Origin of the sequence: Pararhizobium capsulatum DSM 1112, assembly GCF_030814475.1 — a bacterium.
GTDB lineage: Bacteria > Pseudomonadota > Alphaproteobacteria > Rhizobiales > Rhizobiaceae > Pararhizobium > Pararhizobium capsulatum.
In genome coordinates this window covers 786929-803798 of record NZ_JAUSVF010000001.1, presented here as the reverse complement: position 1 = coordinate 803798, position 16870 = coordinate 786929, and the positions used below count along the sequence as shown (strand labels likewise).

Below are 16870 nucleotides of genomic sequence, written 5' to 3'. Positions count from 1 at the left end.
CGATGGTCGCCAAGAAAATTGATGGAAAGCAAATCGCCGCGTCTGTCATCAGAGCCGTGAAGGCGTCTGCCGCAGCGCTAGAGAGAGATACAGGAGTCAAGACCGGTCTAGCCGTCGTCATCGTCGGAAACGATCCCGCGAGCCATGCCTATGTCGGCGCTAAAAGGCGCATGGCCGAAGAATGCGCTTTCAAATCCGTCCAGCATACGCTGGCGATGGAGACGACGCAGGAAGAACTGGCAAGCCTCGTCGAGACGCTAAATGTCGACGAAAGCCTGCATGGCATCCTCGTCCAGCTCCCGCTGCCGAACCACCTGAGCTCCGATCCGATCATCCAGTCCATCCTGCCGGAGAAGGACGTCGACGGCTTGCACGTCGTCAACGCCGGCAAGGTCGCGACCGGCGATCTCGATGGTGGGCTTGTCTCCTGCACACCCGCCGGCGCGATGGTTCTGGTCAAACACAAGCACGGCAACGATCTCTCCGGTCTGAACGCCGTTGTTGTCGGCCGCTCCAACCTGTTCGGCAAGCCGATGGCGCAACTTCTACTGGCGGCCAACGCAACGGTGACCATCGCCCACTCTCGGACGAAAGACTTACCCGTCGCCTGCCGCAACGCGGATATTCTGGTCGCCGCCGTCGGCCGCGCGGAAATGGTCAGGGCGGACTGGGTGAAGCCCGGCGCGACGGTGATCGATGTCGGGATCAACCGGATCGCGGCACCCGAGAATGGTGAAGGCAAGTCGCGGCTTGTCGGCGATGTCGCCTTTGCCGAATGCGCCGAAGTTGCCGGCGGCATCACCCCAGTTCCCGGCGGTGTCGGGCCTATGACGATCGCTATGCTGATGGCCAACACCGTCGTCGCGGCCCATCGCAAAGCCGGAAAGCCCGCGCCGAAGTTCTGACTCTCTGGAGACCACGGCACAACGGCCGGCCCCGACCGAGAGAACATGGAATTCGACGTCGTGATCGTCGGTGCGAACCATTCGGCCGATTTCCCTCAATCGTAAGAATGCACTAGTCGCGGGCCACGATGCCGGAGCGGAGAATTGGGCGACCATCGCTCATCGAGACCTGCAAGCTCAACGCCGTCGATCCGCTGGCCTATCTGACCGCCACCCTCACGGCCATCGTCACTGGCCACAAACAGAGCGAGATTGATGGCCTTTTGCCGTGGAATTATCCCGCCATAAATTGCAGTTCCCGCAATTGACCACCGCCCGTTGCGGTCATCCATCGGGGTTGGCCGCTAGCGCGCTCAAAGAGCAAACCAGCCGATTGAGCAACCTGTCTATTGAATATGTTGGGGCGGATCGCACCGTCGGGATGTCATATTTTTGCGCATCTTGAACAGGAGCATTCCGATGTCCATCTATCGCGTATCACCCGTTTCGATGACATCCTGTGGCAAGCTGCATAGCTGGCACGTTCGACGTCATCCGGGTTAACGAAGGAGGCGCTTCCCGTTCGGGTCGAGCGCCTCCTTCCGTTTCCAGCTTACTCTCAGTGGGCCATTCTCCTCAGAGCCTTTCGTAGGTCACGCGCCAGCCTTCCTTGGGATCGGCGGGCGTGATTGTGAGCTGATCGTCATCGACCTCGAACCTCCGCTCCATGCGCTGACCGATGAGATTTCGGACAAGTGACGATTCCACCATGATGGCAAACGTCTTTTTGGTTTCGTCGACTTCCACCGGGCCGTAGTACGCCTCATATCCGTTCGCCGTATAGGGCGTCGGTTCCGCGGCGGCGTCCGGGTTCATCGCCTGGACGGAGAGCGTTCCGCCTTGCGAGAAGATGACCTGGCCTGAATAGGGGATTTCGGTCTGCTTGCCGCTCGCGTCGGTGACATGTAGCGACGTCATGCGCCACGTCCCCGTTATCGCAGACTTGCTGTCATTGGCGAAGGCGGGAGAGGACGCGGCCAGCGTCAGTGCCATAAGTGTGATCATGAAGTTTTTCATTCGGTTAGTCCTCTTCGGATGGTGGCGTGGATAATTCAAATCCGTTCGATCCGCACGGGGTATCCGCCGCGAACGAGCAGAGGCTCGAAGCCCCCGTCGAAGCGGCCGAGACGGATCAGCCCGTCCCAGCGGTAGTCGTCGTAGAACAGGGCGAAATTGCCCCATGGCTTGAAGTAGCAGAGGTCGCCGGGCCGCTCGTTTCCGAACGGGCCGCTGCCTTCCTCGGTCAGCTTCCGCGGCAGACGGACGATCTTCTCGTTCCCCCAAAATCCTCGATCCTGAGGTCCAGAGGAAGCATCGAGGCGAAATCGCGCGCTTATGGATTGTCGTAAAGCGTGGCCGTCAGCGACAGGTCGTTGAAGGTCATTCTGATCTTGACGTCGGTCGGCTCCTGGCTAGCGGGATCGCGGCCGTCCTGCCCACGTACCCCAAAGGGCAAAGTCGCGGCCGCCAGAGCGCCACCTACGATCCCCGCCGGGTCATAGCCAAGGTGTTCGTCGCCATGATGCGGGTCCTGTTAAACTGGTTGCGCCGTGGGCCGGAACAGGATTTCGTTGATGTCGACATCGTCTGGCTCGTTTACCGCGAAGGCGACCGTCCGGGCGAAGGTGTCCGCACCCACGGCGATCTTGCTCACGAACTCCTTCGTGCCTGCCTGGATATCCCTCTCGCTGATATGATCGAGAAGCTCGGTGCTGACGGCTCCGGGCGAGATGATGGTCGTCCGGATGTTGTAAGGCTTCACCTCCTTGCGCAGCCCTTCGGAGAGTGCGCGGACGGCGAACTTGGTGGCGCAGTAGACAGCGGCACCCGGATCGACGACATGCCCGTAGACCGAGGAAACGTTGATGATGTGTCCGGACTTCCGCGCCTTCATATGCGGCAGCGCGGCGGCGATGCCGTAGAGCACGCCCTTGATGTTGACGTCGATCATGCGGTTCCACTCGTCCACCTTGAGACGTTCGAGCGGGGCAAGCGGCATCAGGCCCGCATTGTTCAGCATGACGTCGATGCGGTCGAATTCGCTCACCGCCGTGTCCACCAGGTTGCTAACCTGCTGCCTGTCCGTGACATCTGTCTGGACCGCCCTGGCCTTGTAGCCCTTTGCGGTGAGTTCGTCGGCCAGTGCATCGATGCGGTCACGCCGTCGGGCACCGAGCACCACAGTGGCACCTCGCTCGGCGAGATGGCGTGCCGTAGCTTCTCCCAGTCCGCTGCTCGCGCCGGTGATGACGACGACTTTATTTTCGATTCCTTGAGTCATGATGTTCTCCTGTTCGAGATTGTTGAGAGGTCAAACGCGGCGGCCGGCGAGCGCTCCGAACGCGGCGGAGCCCGCAAGAAGGAGGGCGGCCAGAAGGAAAGCGCTCCACCAGCCTGCGATGTCGAAAAGAACGCCGCCTGCAAACGCCCCGCCTGCAATGGCCAACTGGATCAGAGCGACCTGGATACCGCCCGCCGCTTCTAGTTCATCGGGGACCAGCCTCGCCATCCAAGTGTTCCAGGCCACCGGGGTCGGGGTCGAGAAGAATCCCCAGAGCACGAGAAGGACCGCGGTGGCCCACGGTGAAGACCCGAAGCCGATCAGCAGGAGAGCGATCAGGGCGACCGTGCCCGGCAGACCAATAAGCGCGGCGGTCAGGTGTCGGCGCAGAACGAAGCCAATCAGGGAAGTCCCGGCCAAACCGCCGAGTCCGACACCCAGAAGCATCAGCGAGAGCGTGTTGAGTTCCACCCCGGTGACACCTTCGAGAAACGGACGCAGATAGATCGAAAGCGCGTTCATCCCCATGAAGACGAGACCCGTCGCCGCCATGCCGATCAGGAAGGCGGGGTTGCGCAAGAGGCGCAACATCCGGCCGACCGACACGGTTTCCGTCGCAGGCATCTTCGGCAGAACGGCAAATTGCCAGATCAGGGCGACGAGACCGATCGGGACCGTGATCAGGAAGGTGCCGCGCCAGCCGATCAGCCCGCCGAGAAAGCTGCCGAGAGGAGCCGCTGCAACGATGGCGAGCGCGGTGCCGCCCTGGAGCAGAGCGATGGCCTTCGGCAGGTCCGACTTCGATGCCAGACGTGCGAGGATGGCTGTCGACAGCGACCAGAAACCGCCGATCGCGACGCCGACAAGAGCCCGACCCGCGAGAAAGACGGCGAAGTTGGGAGCGAGGGCGACTGTCAGACTGGAGAGGACCAGAACCCCGGTGTAGAGCAGGACGACTGCCTTCCTGTCCCATTTCGACAGAAAGCCGTTGCCGAAGAGGCTGGTGATTACAGCGAAGACGCCCGAGACGGTGATGGCCATCCCGGCCTGTCCTTCCGATACCGATAGTTCTCCGGCGATCGGAGTCAGGAGGCTGACCGGCAGGAACTCCAATCCGACCAGAAGAAAGGTCAGGAGCGACAGGCAGGTCACGGCCGCCCATGGGGTTTCTACGGTTTCTGCCGAGATTGCGTCATTCGCTGTCAGCTCAATGGCCATTCAGGGCTCTCCTTTGCGGTTGCCGCAATAGATAGCCAAACGGGGTTAGACAGACTAGAAGGTATAATCTGCATGTTAAGGTGAAGGACATTCAACAATGCGGCGGGACGAGTTCACCGAGATGAGAGCATTCTTGGAAGTTGCCAAGGAGCGGAGCTTCACGCGCGCTGCCGCCAAGCTTGGCCTCACACGCTCGGCGCTCAGTCACACAGTCAGCGCGCTGGAAGAGCGGCTGGGCATTCGGCTTCTTTCCCGCACAACTCGGGATGTCGCACCCACGGCGGCCGGCGAACGCCTTATGGAGAGCATCCAGCCCCATTTCGACAGCATCAGCGTGGGTATCAGCGCCATCAGCGCGCTGCGCGACAAGCCGTCTGGTGAGGTCCGGGTCGTCTGCCCCGACGATGCAGTCGAGCTTGTGTTCCGCCGCCGGCTCTCGGCATTTCTGCGGGACTTCTCCGACGTGACGGTAGAAATCATTGTCGACAACGGATTCACCAACATTGTCGAGCGACAGTTCGACGCCGGCGTCCGTCTTGGCGAGGCCGTCGCCCGTGACATGGTGGCCGTGCGCATAGGACCCGACGTGTCGTATTCCGTCGTTGCCTCGCCCGACTATCTGGAGCGGCATGGGCCGCCGTCAATCCCGCAGGACCTGACAGGCCACAACTGCGTCAACCTTCGCCTTCCAACGTCCGGGGGGCTTTATGCCTGGGAATTCGAGCGCGACGGCCGTGAGTTCAGCGTGCGGGTGGAGGGCCAGCTTACCTTGAGCAACATCGCTCCCGCGATAGACGCTGCCTTGGACGGCATCGGTCTTGCCTACGTGCCCACGGACCTCGTCTTGCGACATGTCGAGCGTGGGCGGCTGCGGCAGGTGCTTTCGGACTGGTGTCCGACCTTCCAAGGCTACCATCTCTATTATCCGAGCCGGCGCAATTCTTCGCCAGCCTTCTCGGCGTTCGTCGATGCTTTTCGGCATAGACAGCGGAAACCGTGATAGGTTCCAATGTCTCCTAGTGGCGCTATCCGACCGTAGCGCTCTTCTGCGATTGAAGCTTGATACGACAGTTCGGTGTTATCCAGCCAAGGTGGGATCAGCACATCGCTTACGCCGCAGAAACCTCTGTCGATATCCTTCCGATGAGCCAGCCAGCCTACATTTCAGCTAATATCAGAAACAATTTTTTCGCTCTTCTCCACGGCAATAGCCACGATACTCTGGGGCCGGTCACCCTTTTAAGGAGAACGCTTTGCTGGAGAATGTTCGCGTTGGCGTCGGTGTTAACCGAGGCTTTGTCGATGTCGTGGATGTGCACGTTGGTGGCGACCTTCACCGTATAGTTCTCGGAGGCGTTAAAAATCTCCCGGGATCAAGCGTGCGGGAAAAAATGGAATATCTCCGCACCGAGGCGGACGGTCTGCGAAAGCTCCTCCTTGATGAACCCAGGGGCGGCCACCCATCGCTCTATGCGGATTTGGTGGTACCTTCATCGATCCCGGAGGCGCACGCCGGATACATCATTATGGAAGTGATGGGGTATCCACTCATTTCCGGGACAAACACGATGTGCACCGCAATCGCGTTGTTGGAGGCCGGCCGCATTCCCATGAAGGAAGGCCCCACTGAAATTACCCTGGAAGCACCCGGGGGTCTCGTGAAAATCACGGCCGATTGCCGCGGTGGCAAGGTACGAGGCGTACACTATCAGTCAGACACTCCGTCGTTTCTATACTCGAAAAATCTAACGGTGGATGTTCCACGGATCGGAACGATACCATTCGATCTCGTGTGGACTGGCGCTTTCTATCCTCTCGTCAGAGCCTCGGATTTCGGCTTTAGATTGGTTCGAGAAGAGGAAGCGGAGTTGGTCAGATTTGCGAAAAGTTTCCTCGCAGAAGCACGTCGCGTCGTGAACCCAGTTCACCCAGTGTTCGGTGACGAAGGACCGCTATCGTTCGTTCAATTTGTAGGAGAGCCCGAACAGGGCGCTGAAACGACCTTGGAATGCCGGGCCTGCAATTATGTTTACCCTTGCGAAAGTGTCGTTCGATCTCCGGCAGGAGTACCCACGACTGCGATGCTGGTCCAACTCTACGACAAGAAGCGCATTTCTTACGGAGAAACGCTGAAGACAGTCTCAATATTCGGGACTTCGTTGAAGGCGACACTAACCGAAGAACTCGCCTATCATGGATTTGAGGGTGTTCGAGCACAGATTGCGGGCACGGGATGGGTTACCTCACAATCCCGCATCGTGGTTGATTTCGACGATCCTTTGACCCCGCAGGACGGCTTGGACAAAGTCGTTATGCGATGACTATAGCTCGCCTCAAATTGACTGGCGTTGACCTCCTTGCGAGGCAACAAATCGTTACGTCGGGCTAGGCATGGGAAGACTCAATTTCTCTTGGGCCGCGTCGCTAACACGTTGCGAATCGAAAAACTCGAGTGGATGCGCAGAACGCCCGGGAGTTTGGAAAGAATTTCCTTGTGGATTCGCTCGAACTCGCCCGCGCTTTCGACCTCGACCCGCAGCAGATAGTCTGATCCACCTGTCATCAGGAAACACTCCCGGATTTCCGGATATTTGCGCACGGCCGCCTCGAAGCGGTCGAGGTGATCTTCAGTTTGCCGTTCCAGGGTGATGTTGATGATGACTGCGATACTGGCATCGGCATTTCCTGCGTCCACAAGAGCGGTGTAGCCGCGGATGACGCCTGACTGTTCCATCAGCTTGATCCGCCGTAAACAGGCGGACGGCGACAGACCGACCTCGGCGGAGAGACTTGCGTTGCTCATCCGCGCGTCAATCCGGAGAAGACGGAGAATATTGCGATCGATCGTGTCGAGAGCCCCCATTGCAGATTCTTCCAATAATTTGTCATTTCGTTCAATAATCATCCACTCACGCAATAATCAAGCGTCTTCCGGCCGGATATTCTCCGATTCTTTCAATAGGGTGCGATGAGATTCGGGAGACGGAAAATGGATGGTTTTTTACCCAGCAAGGTGCATGAGCCGAAAGCGGACGCTGGTGGCGCATCGGGCTATCTGACCATCGATCTGGCCGCACTTGCCCGCAACTACAAACGCCTCAGCGCCGAGGTCGCGCCGGCGATTGTCGCGGCTGTCGTAAAGGCGAATGCCTATGGCCTTGGCGCGGATCGCATCGCACAGAAACTCTACGGCCAAGGCTGCCGACACTTCTTCATAGCCGAGTTCGGGGAAGCCCTCGCGTTGCGCAGGCTTTTGCCTCGGGATGCGGCTATGTTCGTGCTTAACGGTCTGCAGCCAGGAAATGAAGAGGCCTGCGCACGCCAGGATATTGTCCCCGTTATAAATTCGCTGGAACAGTGGCGGCAATGGGCATCGGCAGCCAGTGCGTTGACCCGGACGCTGTCTGCTGTCCTGCAGTTCGACACCGGCATGTCGCGCCTGGGTCTTGCCCCGGAAGACCGCGCGGCTCTCGCCGACCTCGTGAAAGTCGAAAACGGCGTCGACGTTCATTTCATCATGAGCCATCTGGCTTCCGCTGATGATGCGGACAGTGCGCAGAACGGCGACCAGCGCGCTGAAATGGCAAAGGTGGCGGCCGAATTTTCCCAGTTCTCGGTCTGCTTTGCCAATTCCGGCGGCATCTTTCTCGGCGAGGTCTACCATGGTGTGCTCGTTCGCCCGGGTGTCGCGCTTTACGGAGGCGCACCGACAGGCAGTCGGGATAACCCGATGGAGCCGGTTGTCCACCTCGATGTCGCCGTCGTGCAGACGCGCACCGTGCCGGCTGGAACGGCATCGGCTACAGCGCGACCCATATCACGAAGCGCGAAACGCGGCTCGCGACTATCGCCGCCGGCTATGCAGACGGCCTGCCACGCAGCCTCTCGGATAGGGGTGCCGTCTATTGCGACGGCGTCCGGCTGCCGATCGTCGGCCGCGTTTCGATGGACAGCATCATCGTCGACATCTCCGACTTACCGGCGGAACGGCTGACGCTCGGAAGTCTTGTTGAGGTGCTCGGGCCAAACCAGACGCTGGACGACTTCGCCCGCGACGCCGGGACCATTTCCTACGAGATTCTCAGCGGTCTCGGCCACCGATACCAGCGGCACTACCGCTGAACCTTCTTCATCGTTGAGGATATCATGAAAGTCATTGTTCTCGGTGCCGGCATTGTCGGCATCACATCGGCCTACCAGCTTGCCAAGGCCGGCCATGAGGTCACGGTCATCGATCGCCAGCCCGGGCCGGCGCTGGAGACCAGCTTTGCCAATGCCGGCGAGGTATCCTTCGGCTATTGCTCGCCTTGGGCTGCCCCCGGCATTCCAATGAAGGCGCTGAAATGGCTGTTCATGGAACATGCGCCCCTGATCCTGCGCCCGAAGGTCGATGCAGCCATGATTTCATGGATGCTGAAGATGCTCTCCAACTGCACCTCGAAGCGCTATGCCATCAACAAGAGCCGCATGCTGCGACTGGCGGACTATAGCCGCATCTCGCTTGCCGCGATGCGCGAGGAAACCGGCATTACCTATGACGAACGCATGCAGGGCACGCTGCAGTTGTTCCGGACCGAGGCCCAACTCGATGCATCGGCCAAAGACGTCAAGGCGCTGGCGGCAGATGGCATTCCCTATGAAGTGCTTGATCTGGATGGTTGCATTCGCGTCGAGCCGGCACTGAAGCATGTGCGCGAGAAGATCGTCGGCGGCCTTTTGACGCCGAAGGACGAGACCGGTGACTGTTTCAAGTTCTCCAATGCCTTGGCGGCAAAAGCTGCGGAACTCGGCGTTCGTTTCAACTATGGCAGCATCATCCGCGGTCTCGATGTCGAGGGCGGCCGTGTCCGGGGCGTCATCACCGCCCATGGCCGGCTGGAAGCCACTGCGGTGGTCGTGGCGCTCGGCAGCTTCTCGCCGCTTCTGGTGCGGCCGCATGATATTCGCCTGCCGGTTTATCCGGTCAAGGGCTATTCGCTGACCATTCCGATCACCGACGAGGCGCGCGCGCCGATCTCGACCGTGATGGACGAAACCTTCAAGATCGCCATCACCCGGCTCGGCGACCGGATTCGTGTCGGTGGCATGGCGGAAATCTCCGGCTACACCAACGATCTCGGAGAGCCCCGCCGCCTGGCGCTGCAGCATTCCGTCACCGATCTTTTCCCCGGCGGCGATGTGTCGAAGGCGAGCTTCTGGTCCGGTCTCCGCCCGATGACGCCGGATGGCACGCCGGTGATCGGCGCAACCAAGGTCGGCGGCCTCTTCCTCAACACCGGCCACGGCACGCTCGGCTGGACCATGAGTTCGGGTTCGGCCCGCGTCATCGCCGACCTCGTGTCGGGCCGTAAACCCGTTATCGACGCGACCGATCTCGCGATCGCGCGCTATGCCTGACCGTAATTCAACAGGAGACAAATTCATGCTCGAAGAAATCGACACGACCGAAGCGCCGGGCGCTGTCGGACCTTTTTCGCAGGCGATCAGGGTTGGCAACCTGCTGTTCGTCTCAGGCCAGCTGCCGATCGATCCCGCGACAGGCGAGTTCAATTCCGACGATGCCATCGCCCAGGCCGATCAGTGCCTGAAGAATCTGGTCGCCATTGCCGCTGCCGCCGGCACCACGCTCGCCAACACCGTCAAGACGACCGTCCTCCTAACCGACCTCGGCCATTTTGCCGGAATCAACGAGGTCTATGCAGGCTTCTTTGCCAAGCCCTATCCCGCGCGGGCTTGCTTTGAAGTTAGCAAGCTTCCAAAGGGCGCAAAGGTTGAAATCGAGGCGGTCATTGCTGTTGGTAATTGATATAATAGACGCCGCCCACGACTTCCCATAGGACGCCGCCGCAATCGTCGGTGACGCTATTCATGCCGGAATTCCCGCTGAAGCCAGTCGTTTTAGCGCTTCGGCAACACTGACCCGTCGATAAGTTTCTTCCACCAGGTCGCCGGACTTGAGGGCTGCCCGTCGCGCTTTTGCGAATTCACGATCCTGATCGGTAACGTCAGCATCTCGTTCCGTGATCCAATGTAAAAACGTATCGTCCGCCTCCTTAACGGGCCGGCCAGTGGCAGACGAAATTCGGTTGATTTTGAGTTCAGACAGAGGCCGCAGAGTTTGCGTCGGATTGAACTCCGTGCGCCGGTCCAAGCCGGAGATCGTCACATTGGCTCCGCTGGTTCGACCTGATGCATCGTAAACAAAGGCAGAAGAGATGCGGTCAAAGGCGGCGTCTTCTTCCTTTGGCCTATGAACAACATCCTTCATTGCTCTGTCGGGAACAGCAAGCCGAGTTATGCCCCGATCATTGATTGCGTCTAACACTTCGCGATGGTCGCTGGTTTTCAGAATTACCTCACGCCGTGCAGGCCAAAAATCATAATGCGCGTGGGAGCCGAACCCGCGTCCGATATGGAACGCGTAAATCTCGGGATAGACCGTCAGTGTGCTACGGCGAGACGCTTTAACATCGTAGTAGGCGGTCATTGCGACCTGAAGCAAATGCGTTGCGCCAATCCCACCGAAGGCTTCATCAATGACAAGCCCGAAACGATCATACTCATTCCAATCGGGGAAAAGATCGTTGATAGACGCCTTCTGCCGCTCGATTGATATTGCAAACATTTCGGACTTCAGGAGTGCCATTACGTGCATTTGCTTACCTATATGGCCATTGATCGTATCCGGGCCGGGAGAGCGGCTTTTGGAAAGGTATCATTGTCGGCGCGCTGGCGTTCCAGCAAAAAACTCAATGATCGTTGAGTAAAACTCCTCTTCGCCATCGCCCATAGTTTCCGACAGACGTCAGAGGTGTCTTTGGAGCGGAGTAACCGATCTTTTTCAATTTGTTGAGAAGACAACAAAATCGCCTTGAACGGCGCGACGCAGATCGCGGCCCTTCGTTTAACGGTCAGAGTGAATGCCGCTTCCGCTCAATCGTTGCGGCGACGCGGACTGCCATTTCAATCGCGGGGATAAGCGGCTCTTTCAAACGACGTTGAAGCAGTTCGCGAAGAGCTGCCGTCTCGACCGTCTCAGCTTCCGTCTTCTTGCGGAGCTCTTGGTAGTCGGTTGTCGAGATCGATGAGGTCATCGGCTTTCTCCAGCGAATCGAGGATACTGCTCGGACAGCCGAATACGTTGCTATCAAGTGGTTCGAGCCTCTTTGACGAGTCGGGTTGCTTCTTCCATTATCTCTAGCTCGGTGGATCGAACATCAAGGCCGCCAAAACGGTGTTCGGCTGCCATTTCTGCGGCAGCTTTCTCGAAACGAAGGCGGGCGACAGTCATTTGTCTCTCTATTTCGTGAGGGTCTTGCGTGTTTCGGCTCGGCATTGGTGAATCCAAGTATTCGTAGACGTAGTTGCACCGGCTATTCTACAGCGCCTTTCGGCATTTGGCGCATATTTTCGGGCGGTTCAGGGCACCAGGTGCTGACAGTCAACCATCCCGCAGCCTGCCGGATTCTTTAAATTTCCACAACGAACCTTGGCTCGAAGCCAGTATTGTCGCCGGGATATCCACGGGGATTGGACAGAATACGTGTTTCGGCAATTGTGTAGTCGTTGCGATGGTGCACATGTCCATGCACCCACACCGTGGGAACAGTCTCGCGAATTAGGTCCTCAAGGTCTGAAGCGTAGCAGGCCGACAGCGGATCGTGCTTAAAGTCGGCAGCGATTGAACGCGCAGACGGCGCATGGTGGGTAATGACCACTGTCTTCTGGCCAGAGCGCTTTCGAAGTTCAGCAGCGATGAAGTCTCTCGTCTTGACGTGTTTTTTGTATGCATGCATCGGCCGGAACTTGGAAAACGGCGTCTTGGAAAACTTGATCTTTTTAAAGTCGTTCATTCCGCTTTGGGCATAAGACATGGCAATTTGGGGATTGCATCCGAAAAGCCGGAAATCGGACCATAGCGTGCCGCCAACAAAAAGCACGCCGTCGATTTCCACGACATCATTTTCCAAGAAATGAACGTTAGGAGAGCCTACCAGCTTGGCCTCGCTCAGACTTTCCTGCACCGACGCGGCATAAAACTCGTGATTTCCCGCCACGAAGATGACCGGTATCTTGTGGGCCATCCTTTTGGTCAGCCACGCCAAGCTCGGAATTACTCCCTTTATCAGCACATCGCCGGCGCAGACCATGATATCTGCGTCTGACGGCGGCTCGACGTTAAAGGGTTCGCCGAATTCGAGATGTAGGTCCGAGACCATCCAGATTTTCATAGCCTAATCCATGCTCCGTCGGGAGAGAAACTGGAACTCTGGCAAAGATAGGCTTACGAATTCCTTCCTCATCTCGATGGCGACCTGGTCATATTGCAAGTAAAGGGTGCGCTTGGATTCCTCGACGGAGAGCCACCCACCGTCCAACCGCCATCGCTCGGCGAACAGCCGATCGACGCCTATGCAGCTCCAAAACCGCAATGATCGGAGGGCATCTTCCCGTGTCTTTGGAGCGGGGGCGCGGCGTCCGAAGAGCTCCAGCCACTCTTCGATCGCTTCCTCCGAGATAGTGGCCAGCCTCCTTATTTCCATGACCATTTCCTCCGGCACACTCGCCACCGCTGCTTTGCACGCGTCGATGAACCGGCCGTTTTCGGTGAAGTCTATGCCCCACTCCTCGGGGGAGTCACGCCAGAGAATTGTCTCCGCCTGTTCTGTCCAACGACCCTCGAAAATTAATCCGAGACTTTGGAAAACGGGAAACGCCCGTGGTTCCAGGTAAGCCGGACCGCTTCCATGCGCTGGGCGGATATTAGACCCAAGGAGACAGGCTGGCTTTCGTGCGCCGCGCCTCCCAGCGAAGTACCGGTAGCTCAAATCGCCCGATTGACTGGACACACCAACGACGGCTGTCGCGATATCATCCCAGCGTGGCAGAATCGCTGGAAGTTCCGGTTGGGCGACAGGCTTCGCTCCTCCCTCCACCTCAACTGCACGCCCGAGGGCAACCAGAGCCTCGCACGCCACCTCGTACGCGCTGATGCAATAATGGTCCCATCCTCCATCCTGAGCGCTTGGCAGGGTTTGTGCTAAATACTCGATGACCGGGCCAACCCAGTCGCGATGCTGATCTGGTCGTGCAACAACACCTTTGCCAACGACAATCCGATGACCAAGGGGTTCGAAGCCGATTTCGTCAAGCGCTTCCCCCAAGGAACCGGGCATGGCTGGCTGGCTTGTCTTGCGACTGGCGGATCGTGTACGCTTTGCCATCAGCTACCCGTCCTTGGTTGCGTTTTCGCAAGGCTGATGGGGGTCCGCCGATAACGGCGAATAAGTTCGACAACCTCCTCACCCGTCATAGTCCTGGATTCCAACAAGCGCTCCACAAGCTCCTCCACCGCGCGTCGTTGAGCGCGAATGATAGACGTCGCCCTTCCAAGCTCCGCCTCAAGAACTTTATGGACCTCTCTTCGAAGTTCAGGCTGGTATCGACGCATGGCAGCGAAGTCGGCCTCGTCAAGCCGTTCCACGACCAGGGTGTGCCCCATGCCCAACGCTCCTTCCAGTGCGGTGGCAATATCGGTCGCGCGGTTAAGGTCAGAAGAGCTTGTTCCGGCAGCGCCGTCGGCAAACGAGCCGAAGAACTCTATCTCTGCCGCGATCCCTGCGAGGCAGACCGCAATCGCGTTTTCGTAGTGCGCTCGGGACTTTCGTTTCGCTCCTACGTGCTCGTATTCCACGTAACCCAGTTCGCGATATTCGTCGTTCACTCGGTAGCTCGAAATTTTGATGCGGTTACGTTGCCGTGCCCTAATTCGAATCCGACAATCGCGTGGCCCGCTTCGTGGATTGCCAGAAAGCGGAGATATTCACCCGATAGCGCAGACATGGGCCGAAGATGGCTGACTATGTGCCGACTACTGACATCTTCTGATTCGCGCCGGGCAGAGCGTTTCGCATCCCGGACCAGTTGCATGATGTCGGCTCCGGACAAACCATCGGTCGCGATATCAAATTGCTCGGCCTCACCGGCATCGAGCGTGATGCCGCTGTGAAACTTCAGGATCGATTGACGCGCCACGGCGTCGGGCAGTCCGACCTCAATGTGCCGGTCAAGCCGCCCTGGCCTCTTGATAGCACTGTCCAACCGCTCCGGAAAATTGCATGCACCAACAACGACAACGCCATTCCGGCGCTCGACGCCGTCCATCAGTTCCAGAAAGCCGACCGCGATAGAATTGAAGTAGCCGTCGTTTCTGTTCGTTCCACCTCGTGAGCGAATCGTGTCGACTTCATCGATGAAGAGTATCGAGGGTGCTTTAGTCTTTGCTTCTATGAACGTCTCTCTCATCGCTTTAAGGTGATGATCGAGTGTGCCAGCCTCTTGCCATTTTGATACCGAACCGATCACGATCGGCACGTCGCAGGTATTGGCGAGTGCGCTCACGAACATGGTTTTACCGACCCCAGGCGGCCCCGAAATCAAGACCCCAGCATCTACGTCACTCCAAGGAATCAGACCGGCTTTGTAGCGGGCAAGGTCCTGCGCGAGATCATAGCCCCACTTCAGCAACGGCCCGTAACCGTGCATCTCAGACAAGGTCGGGCCGACAGACTTAGGCTCAACCGGCACCTCAACAGACGGCGTTCGTTTCGGAAGACTTCGCAGCCGTTGAAATGCCTGCAGAGGATCGCGTCGATCCTGGAAAGCCTTATAAAGGCGCGGCCACGGTTCAGTCAGCAGCAGTTCGACGTTCTCGCGGGATGCAGGGAGCCCGGCCCGCCGGAGCGCGACCTCGGCATGCCTTGGTGTGCGAGAGCCAAGTGGTATCACCGCGTCGCTGAGAAGACGATCGTCCTCCTTAAATTCATAGGCGGTCGACGCAAAGAATATCGCCCTCTCGTCGCGCAGCGCCTCCGCCTCATGTCGGAAGGACTTGTCGCTCCATTCGAAGACATTGGACTCGAACACCATGGTCTTCCAGATTTGCGAAGCGAAGTGGCGGGCAGCTTCCGCGTAAATGGGGAAATAGAAGTCATCGGGTGCCATCAGCGTCACTATGGCCTTCGCGCCGACCCTGTTCCAGGATCGCAGCGCGCCCGCTACAGCACAGTAGGCCATGAAGGCCGGCAGAGTCAGAGCCGCGCCTCGCTCGTTTCTTACCTTACGCCATGGCACGCGCGATTGTTTGCCGGACAGAGTTTTCGGCATTCAAACCCCCAATTTTTAAACTTATCAAACAGCGAGCAAAGCCGGCCGCCACGATCGAACCAGTTAGTGCCGTCGAAGATCAACGCCCGTAGCACGCTCCAGCCGATACCACCGAGACAAGGTTCGGGCGACACCACGCTCTGTGTCCAAGTAATAGAGCTCACTCGTACAAGCAGCGTGACTATCCAAGATCATAGGGTGGCCAGTCGAGCGCCCGACCAAGCACGGCACCGCTCGCTTCATCAAAAACCAGTCTTGAAGCACGACCTCAGGAGATATCCCGACAACGCAGCGATGAATGTCCTCAAGATCATCTGCAAGGCCTCGCAGTTGCCCAGGCAACTTACTATCGATGCGCCAACTACCCGAATCACTCCTGCCCATGGACCACCCGAATCACTTTGGTTGTTTTTTTATCCCTATTGGCTGTTTATAGCCGCCGCTCTGGATATTAAAAGACCCCAAATCGAATTCGTTGACATTTATTTCGCCAACCGGCTTGTCAACGAAATGAGATTACCTGCTCCACCTGAAACTCTGCGGGTCGCGCGCGCGCTCACGGCATTAACTCAGCAGAAAGTCGCCGTACTCGCTGAGGTCACTCGCAGGTACATCTCCAACGCTGAGACATCTCAATCAATGTTCGACCTCAATCTCCAACTAGTCGATTTTTACGTCACCCTGGGGATCGAATTCGTTGGTCAAGCGTCAATTGGTACCAAGGTGTCTCGTGCCGGCGCGAGATGGCTGGCACCCGACGGACCAGCGCATTTAGGTCACGATAGAGGTCAATTTCACAACGAACGTTTCGGAATATCGTTCCGGGCGGCCCGTGCCTTGCTAAATCAATCGCTCAATGAAGTGGCTGCGGAAACTGGGCTGACAATTGCCGCCCTGAAGGGCTTGGAAACGGGCCATGACTGGGTGGCATCCTCCAAGGCTTTGCAAAACTATTACGAGCAAAACCGTGTCGAGTTTTTAGGCTGGAGCGACGCGAGCACCAGACTCTTCTACGGCGTCGGCGTACGGTGGATCGACTAAAGGCTGACACCAAGCGAACATCAGCATTTGGTTCCCCCGGACCCCCTCCAGAAAAACGGAGTGTGAGGGAGCCGGTCTAGCGACCGGCTCCCTCACACACTCTTTTTGTTTTCCGCCCGGTGATCCATGGTGCCATGAACGGGATAGCCGTCAACAGGCGACGGGTCGCCTGTCCTTCGCATTCGCTACGGCCTTCGGTGACAGCGATCCCTTATCATGG

General features: G+C 58.2%; 17 protein-coding genes and 4 pseudogenes. 8 read left to right on the top strand and 13 right to left on the bottom strand.

Features of this window, described 5'->3' with window-relative positions:
* Positions 1-2: 2 nt before the first annotated feature.
* Positions 3-905 (top strand): bifunctional methylenetetrahydrofolate dehydrogenase/methenyltetrahydrofolate cyclohydrolase, encoded by a 903-nt coding sequence (locus tag QO002_RS03780; protein ID WP_307226834.1) that lies wholly within the window; start codon positions 3-5, stop codon positions 903-905.
* A 73-nt stretch (positions 906-978) separates the two neighbouring features.
* A pseudogene (locus tag QO002_RS03775) lies at positions 979-1213 on the top strand (transposase domain-containing protein); the annotation flags it as partial.
* 307 nt (positions 1214-1520) lie between these two features.
* Here the strand turns inward: QO002_RS03775 and QO002_RS03770 are convergent.
* The 4 genes and pseudogenes from QO002_RS03770 to QO002_RS03755 form a co-directional block, all read right to left on the bottom strand.
* Entirely contained in the window at positions 1521-1949 is a 429-nt protein-coding gene (locus QO002_RS03770) for a lipocalin-like domain-containing protein (protein WP_307226831.1), read from the bottom strand.
* A 47-nt stretch (positions 1950-1996) separates the two neighbouring features.
* A pseudogene (locus QO002_RS03765) lies at positions 1997-2430 on the bottom strand (cyclophilin-like fold protein).
* A 48-nt stretch (positions 2431-2478) separates the two neighbouring features.
* Complete coding sequence (locus tag QO002_RS03760; protein WP_307226830.1) at positions 2479-3225, bottom strand: SDR family oxidoreductase; 747 nt, start codon at positions 3223-3225, stop codon at positions 2479-2481.
* A 30-nt stretch (positions 3226-3255) separates the two neighbouring features.
* Positions 3256-4443, bottom strand: coding sequence for an MFS transporter (locus QO002_RS03755; RefSeq protein WP_307226828.1), 1188 nt, complete (start codon positions 4441-4443; stop codon positions 3256-3258).
* A gap of 97 nt (positions 4444-4540) precedes the next feature.
* On the opposite strand from QO002_RS03755, the gene QO002_RS03750 reads away from it, so the two are divergent.
* Entirely contained in the window at positions 4541-5443 is a 903-nt protein-coding gene (locus QO002_RS03750) for a LysR family transcriptional regulator (RefSeq protein WP_307226826.1), read from the top strand.
* Positions 5444-5696: 253 nt separating this feature from the next.
* Positions 5697-6764, top strand: coding sequence for a proline racemase family protein (locus tag QO002_RS03745; RefSeq protein ID WP_307226823.1), 1068 nt, complete (start codon positions 5697-5699; stop codon positions 6762-6764).
* Between the two features lie 80 nt (positions 6765-6844).
* On the opposite strand, the gene QO002_RS03740 is transcribed toward QO002_RS03745, so the two are convergent.
* The gene (locus QO002_RS03740; protein ID WP_307226821.1) at positions 6845-7306 is read right to left on the bottom strand and encodes an Lrp/AsnC family transcriptional regulator; all 462 of its coding nucleotides are present in this window, start codon (positions 7304-7306) and stop codon (positions 6845-6847) included.
* A 126-nt stretch (positions 7307-7432) separates the two neighbouring features.
* Between QO002_RS03740 and alr the strand changes: the two are divergent.
* The 3 genes and pseudogenes from alr (at position 7433) to QO002_RS03725 (ending at position 10249) form a co-directional block, all read left to right on the top strand.
* Positions 7433-8565 (top strand): annotated as a pseudogene (gene alr, locus QO002_RS03735) (alanine racemase).
* Between the two features lie 24 nt (positions 8566-8589).
* Positions 8590-9840: a D-amino acid dehydrogenase gene (locus tag QO002_RS03730; RefSeq protein WP_307226819.1), complete on the top strand. Its 1251-nt coding sequence runs from the start codon at positions 8590-8592 to the stop codon at positions 9838-9840.
* Positions 9841-9865: 25 nt separating this feature from the next.
* On the top strand, positions 9866-10249 hold the full coding sequence (locus QO002_RS03725; RefSeq protein WP_307226818.1) for a RidA family protein: 384 nt from the start codon (positions 9866-9868) through the stop codon (positions 10247-10249).
* A 60-nt stretch (positions 10250-10309) separates the two neighbouring features.
* Here QO002_RS03725 and QO002_RS03720 read toward each other — a convergent pair whose 3' ends face one another.
* The 8 genes and pseudogenes from QO002_RS03720 to QO002_RS03685 all read right to left on the bottom strand — a co-directional run bounded on the left by QO002_RS03720 (position 10310) and on the right by QO002_RS03685 (position 15852).
* Entirely contained in the window at positions 10310-11089 is a 780-nt protein-coding gene (locus QO002_RS03720; RefSeq protein WP_307226816.1) for a hypothetical protein, read from the bottom strand.
* Between the two features lie 265 nt (positions 11090-11354).
* A pseudogene (locus tag QO002_RS03715) lies at positions 11355-11501 on the bottom strand (type II toxin-antitoxin system ParD family antitoxin); the annotation flags it as partial.
* 89 nt (positions 11502-11590) lie between these two features.
* Positions 11591-11734: a hypothetical protein gene (locus QO002_RS03710; protein ID WP_307226814.1), complete on the bottom strand. Its 144-nt coding sequence runs from the start codon at positions 11732-11734 to the stop codon at positions 11591-11593.
* A gap of 178 nt (positions 11735-11912) precedes the next feature.
* The gene (locus QO002_RS03705; RefSeq protein WP_307226812.1) at positions 11913-12674 is read right to left on the bottom strand and encodes a metallophosphoesterase; all 762 of its coding nucleotides are present in this window, start codon (positions 12672-12674) and stop codon (positions 11913-11915) included.
* Between the two features lie 3 nt (positions 12675-12677).
* Complete coding sequence (locus tag QO002_RS03700) at positions 12678-13667, bottom strand: hypothetical protein (protein WP_307226810.1); 990 nt, start codon at positions 13665-13667, stop codon at positions 12678-12680.
* A complete protein-coding gene (locus QO002_RS03695) occupies positions 13667-14167 on the bottom strand; it encodes a M41 family metallopeptidase (protein ID WP_307226807.1) in 501 nt (166 codons plus the stop codon). Before QO002_RS03695 ends, QO002_RS03700 begins: the two co-directional genes overlap by 1 nt.
* A complete protein-coding gene (locus QO002_RS03690) occupies positions 14164-15609 on the bottom strand; it encodes an AAA family ATPase (protein WP_307226805.1) in 1446 nt (481 codons plus the stop codon). Before QO002_RS03690 ends, QO002_RS03695 begins: the two co-directional genes overlap by 4 nt.
* A 63-nt stretch (positions 15610-15672) precedes the next feature.
* Positions 15673-15852 (bottom strand): DUF6634 family protein, encoded by a 180-nt coding sequence (locus QO002_RS03685; protein WP_307226803.1) that lies wholly within the window; start codon positions 15850-15852, stop codon positions 15673-15675.
* Positions 15853-15864: 12 nt separating this feature from the next.
* On the opposite strand from QO002_RS03685, the gene QO002_RS03680 reads away from it, so the two are divergent.
* Positions 15865-16650, top strand: coding sequence for a hypothetical protein (locus QO002_RS03680; protein WP_307226801.1), 786 nt, complete (start codon positions 15865-15867; stop codon positions 16648-16650).
* The last annotated feature ends 220 nt before the right edge of the window (positions 16651-16870 follow it).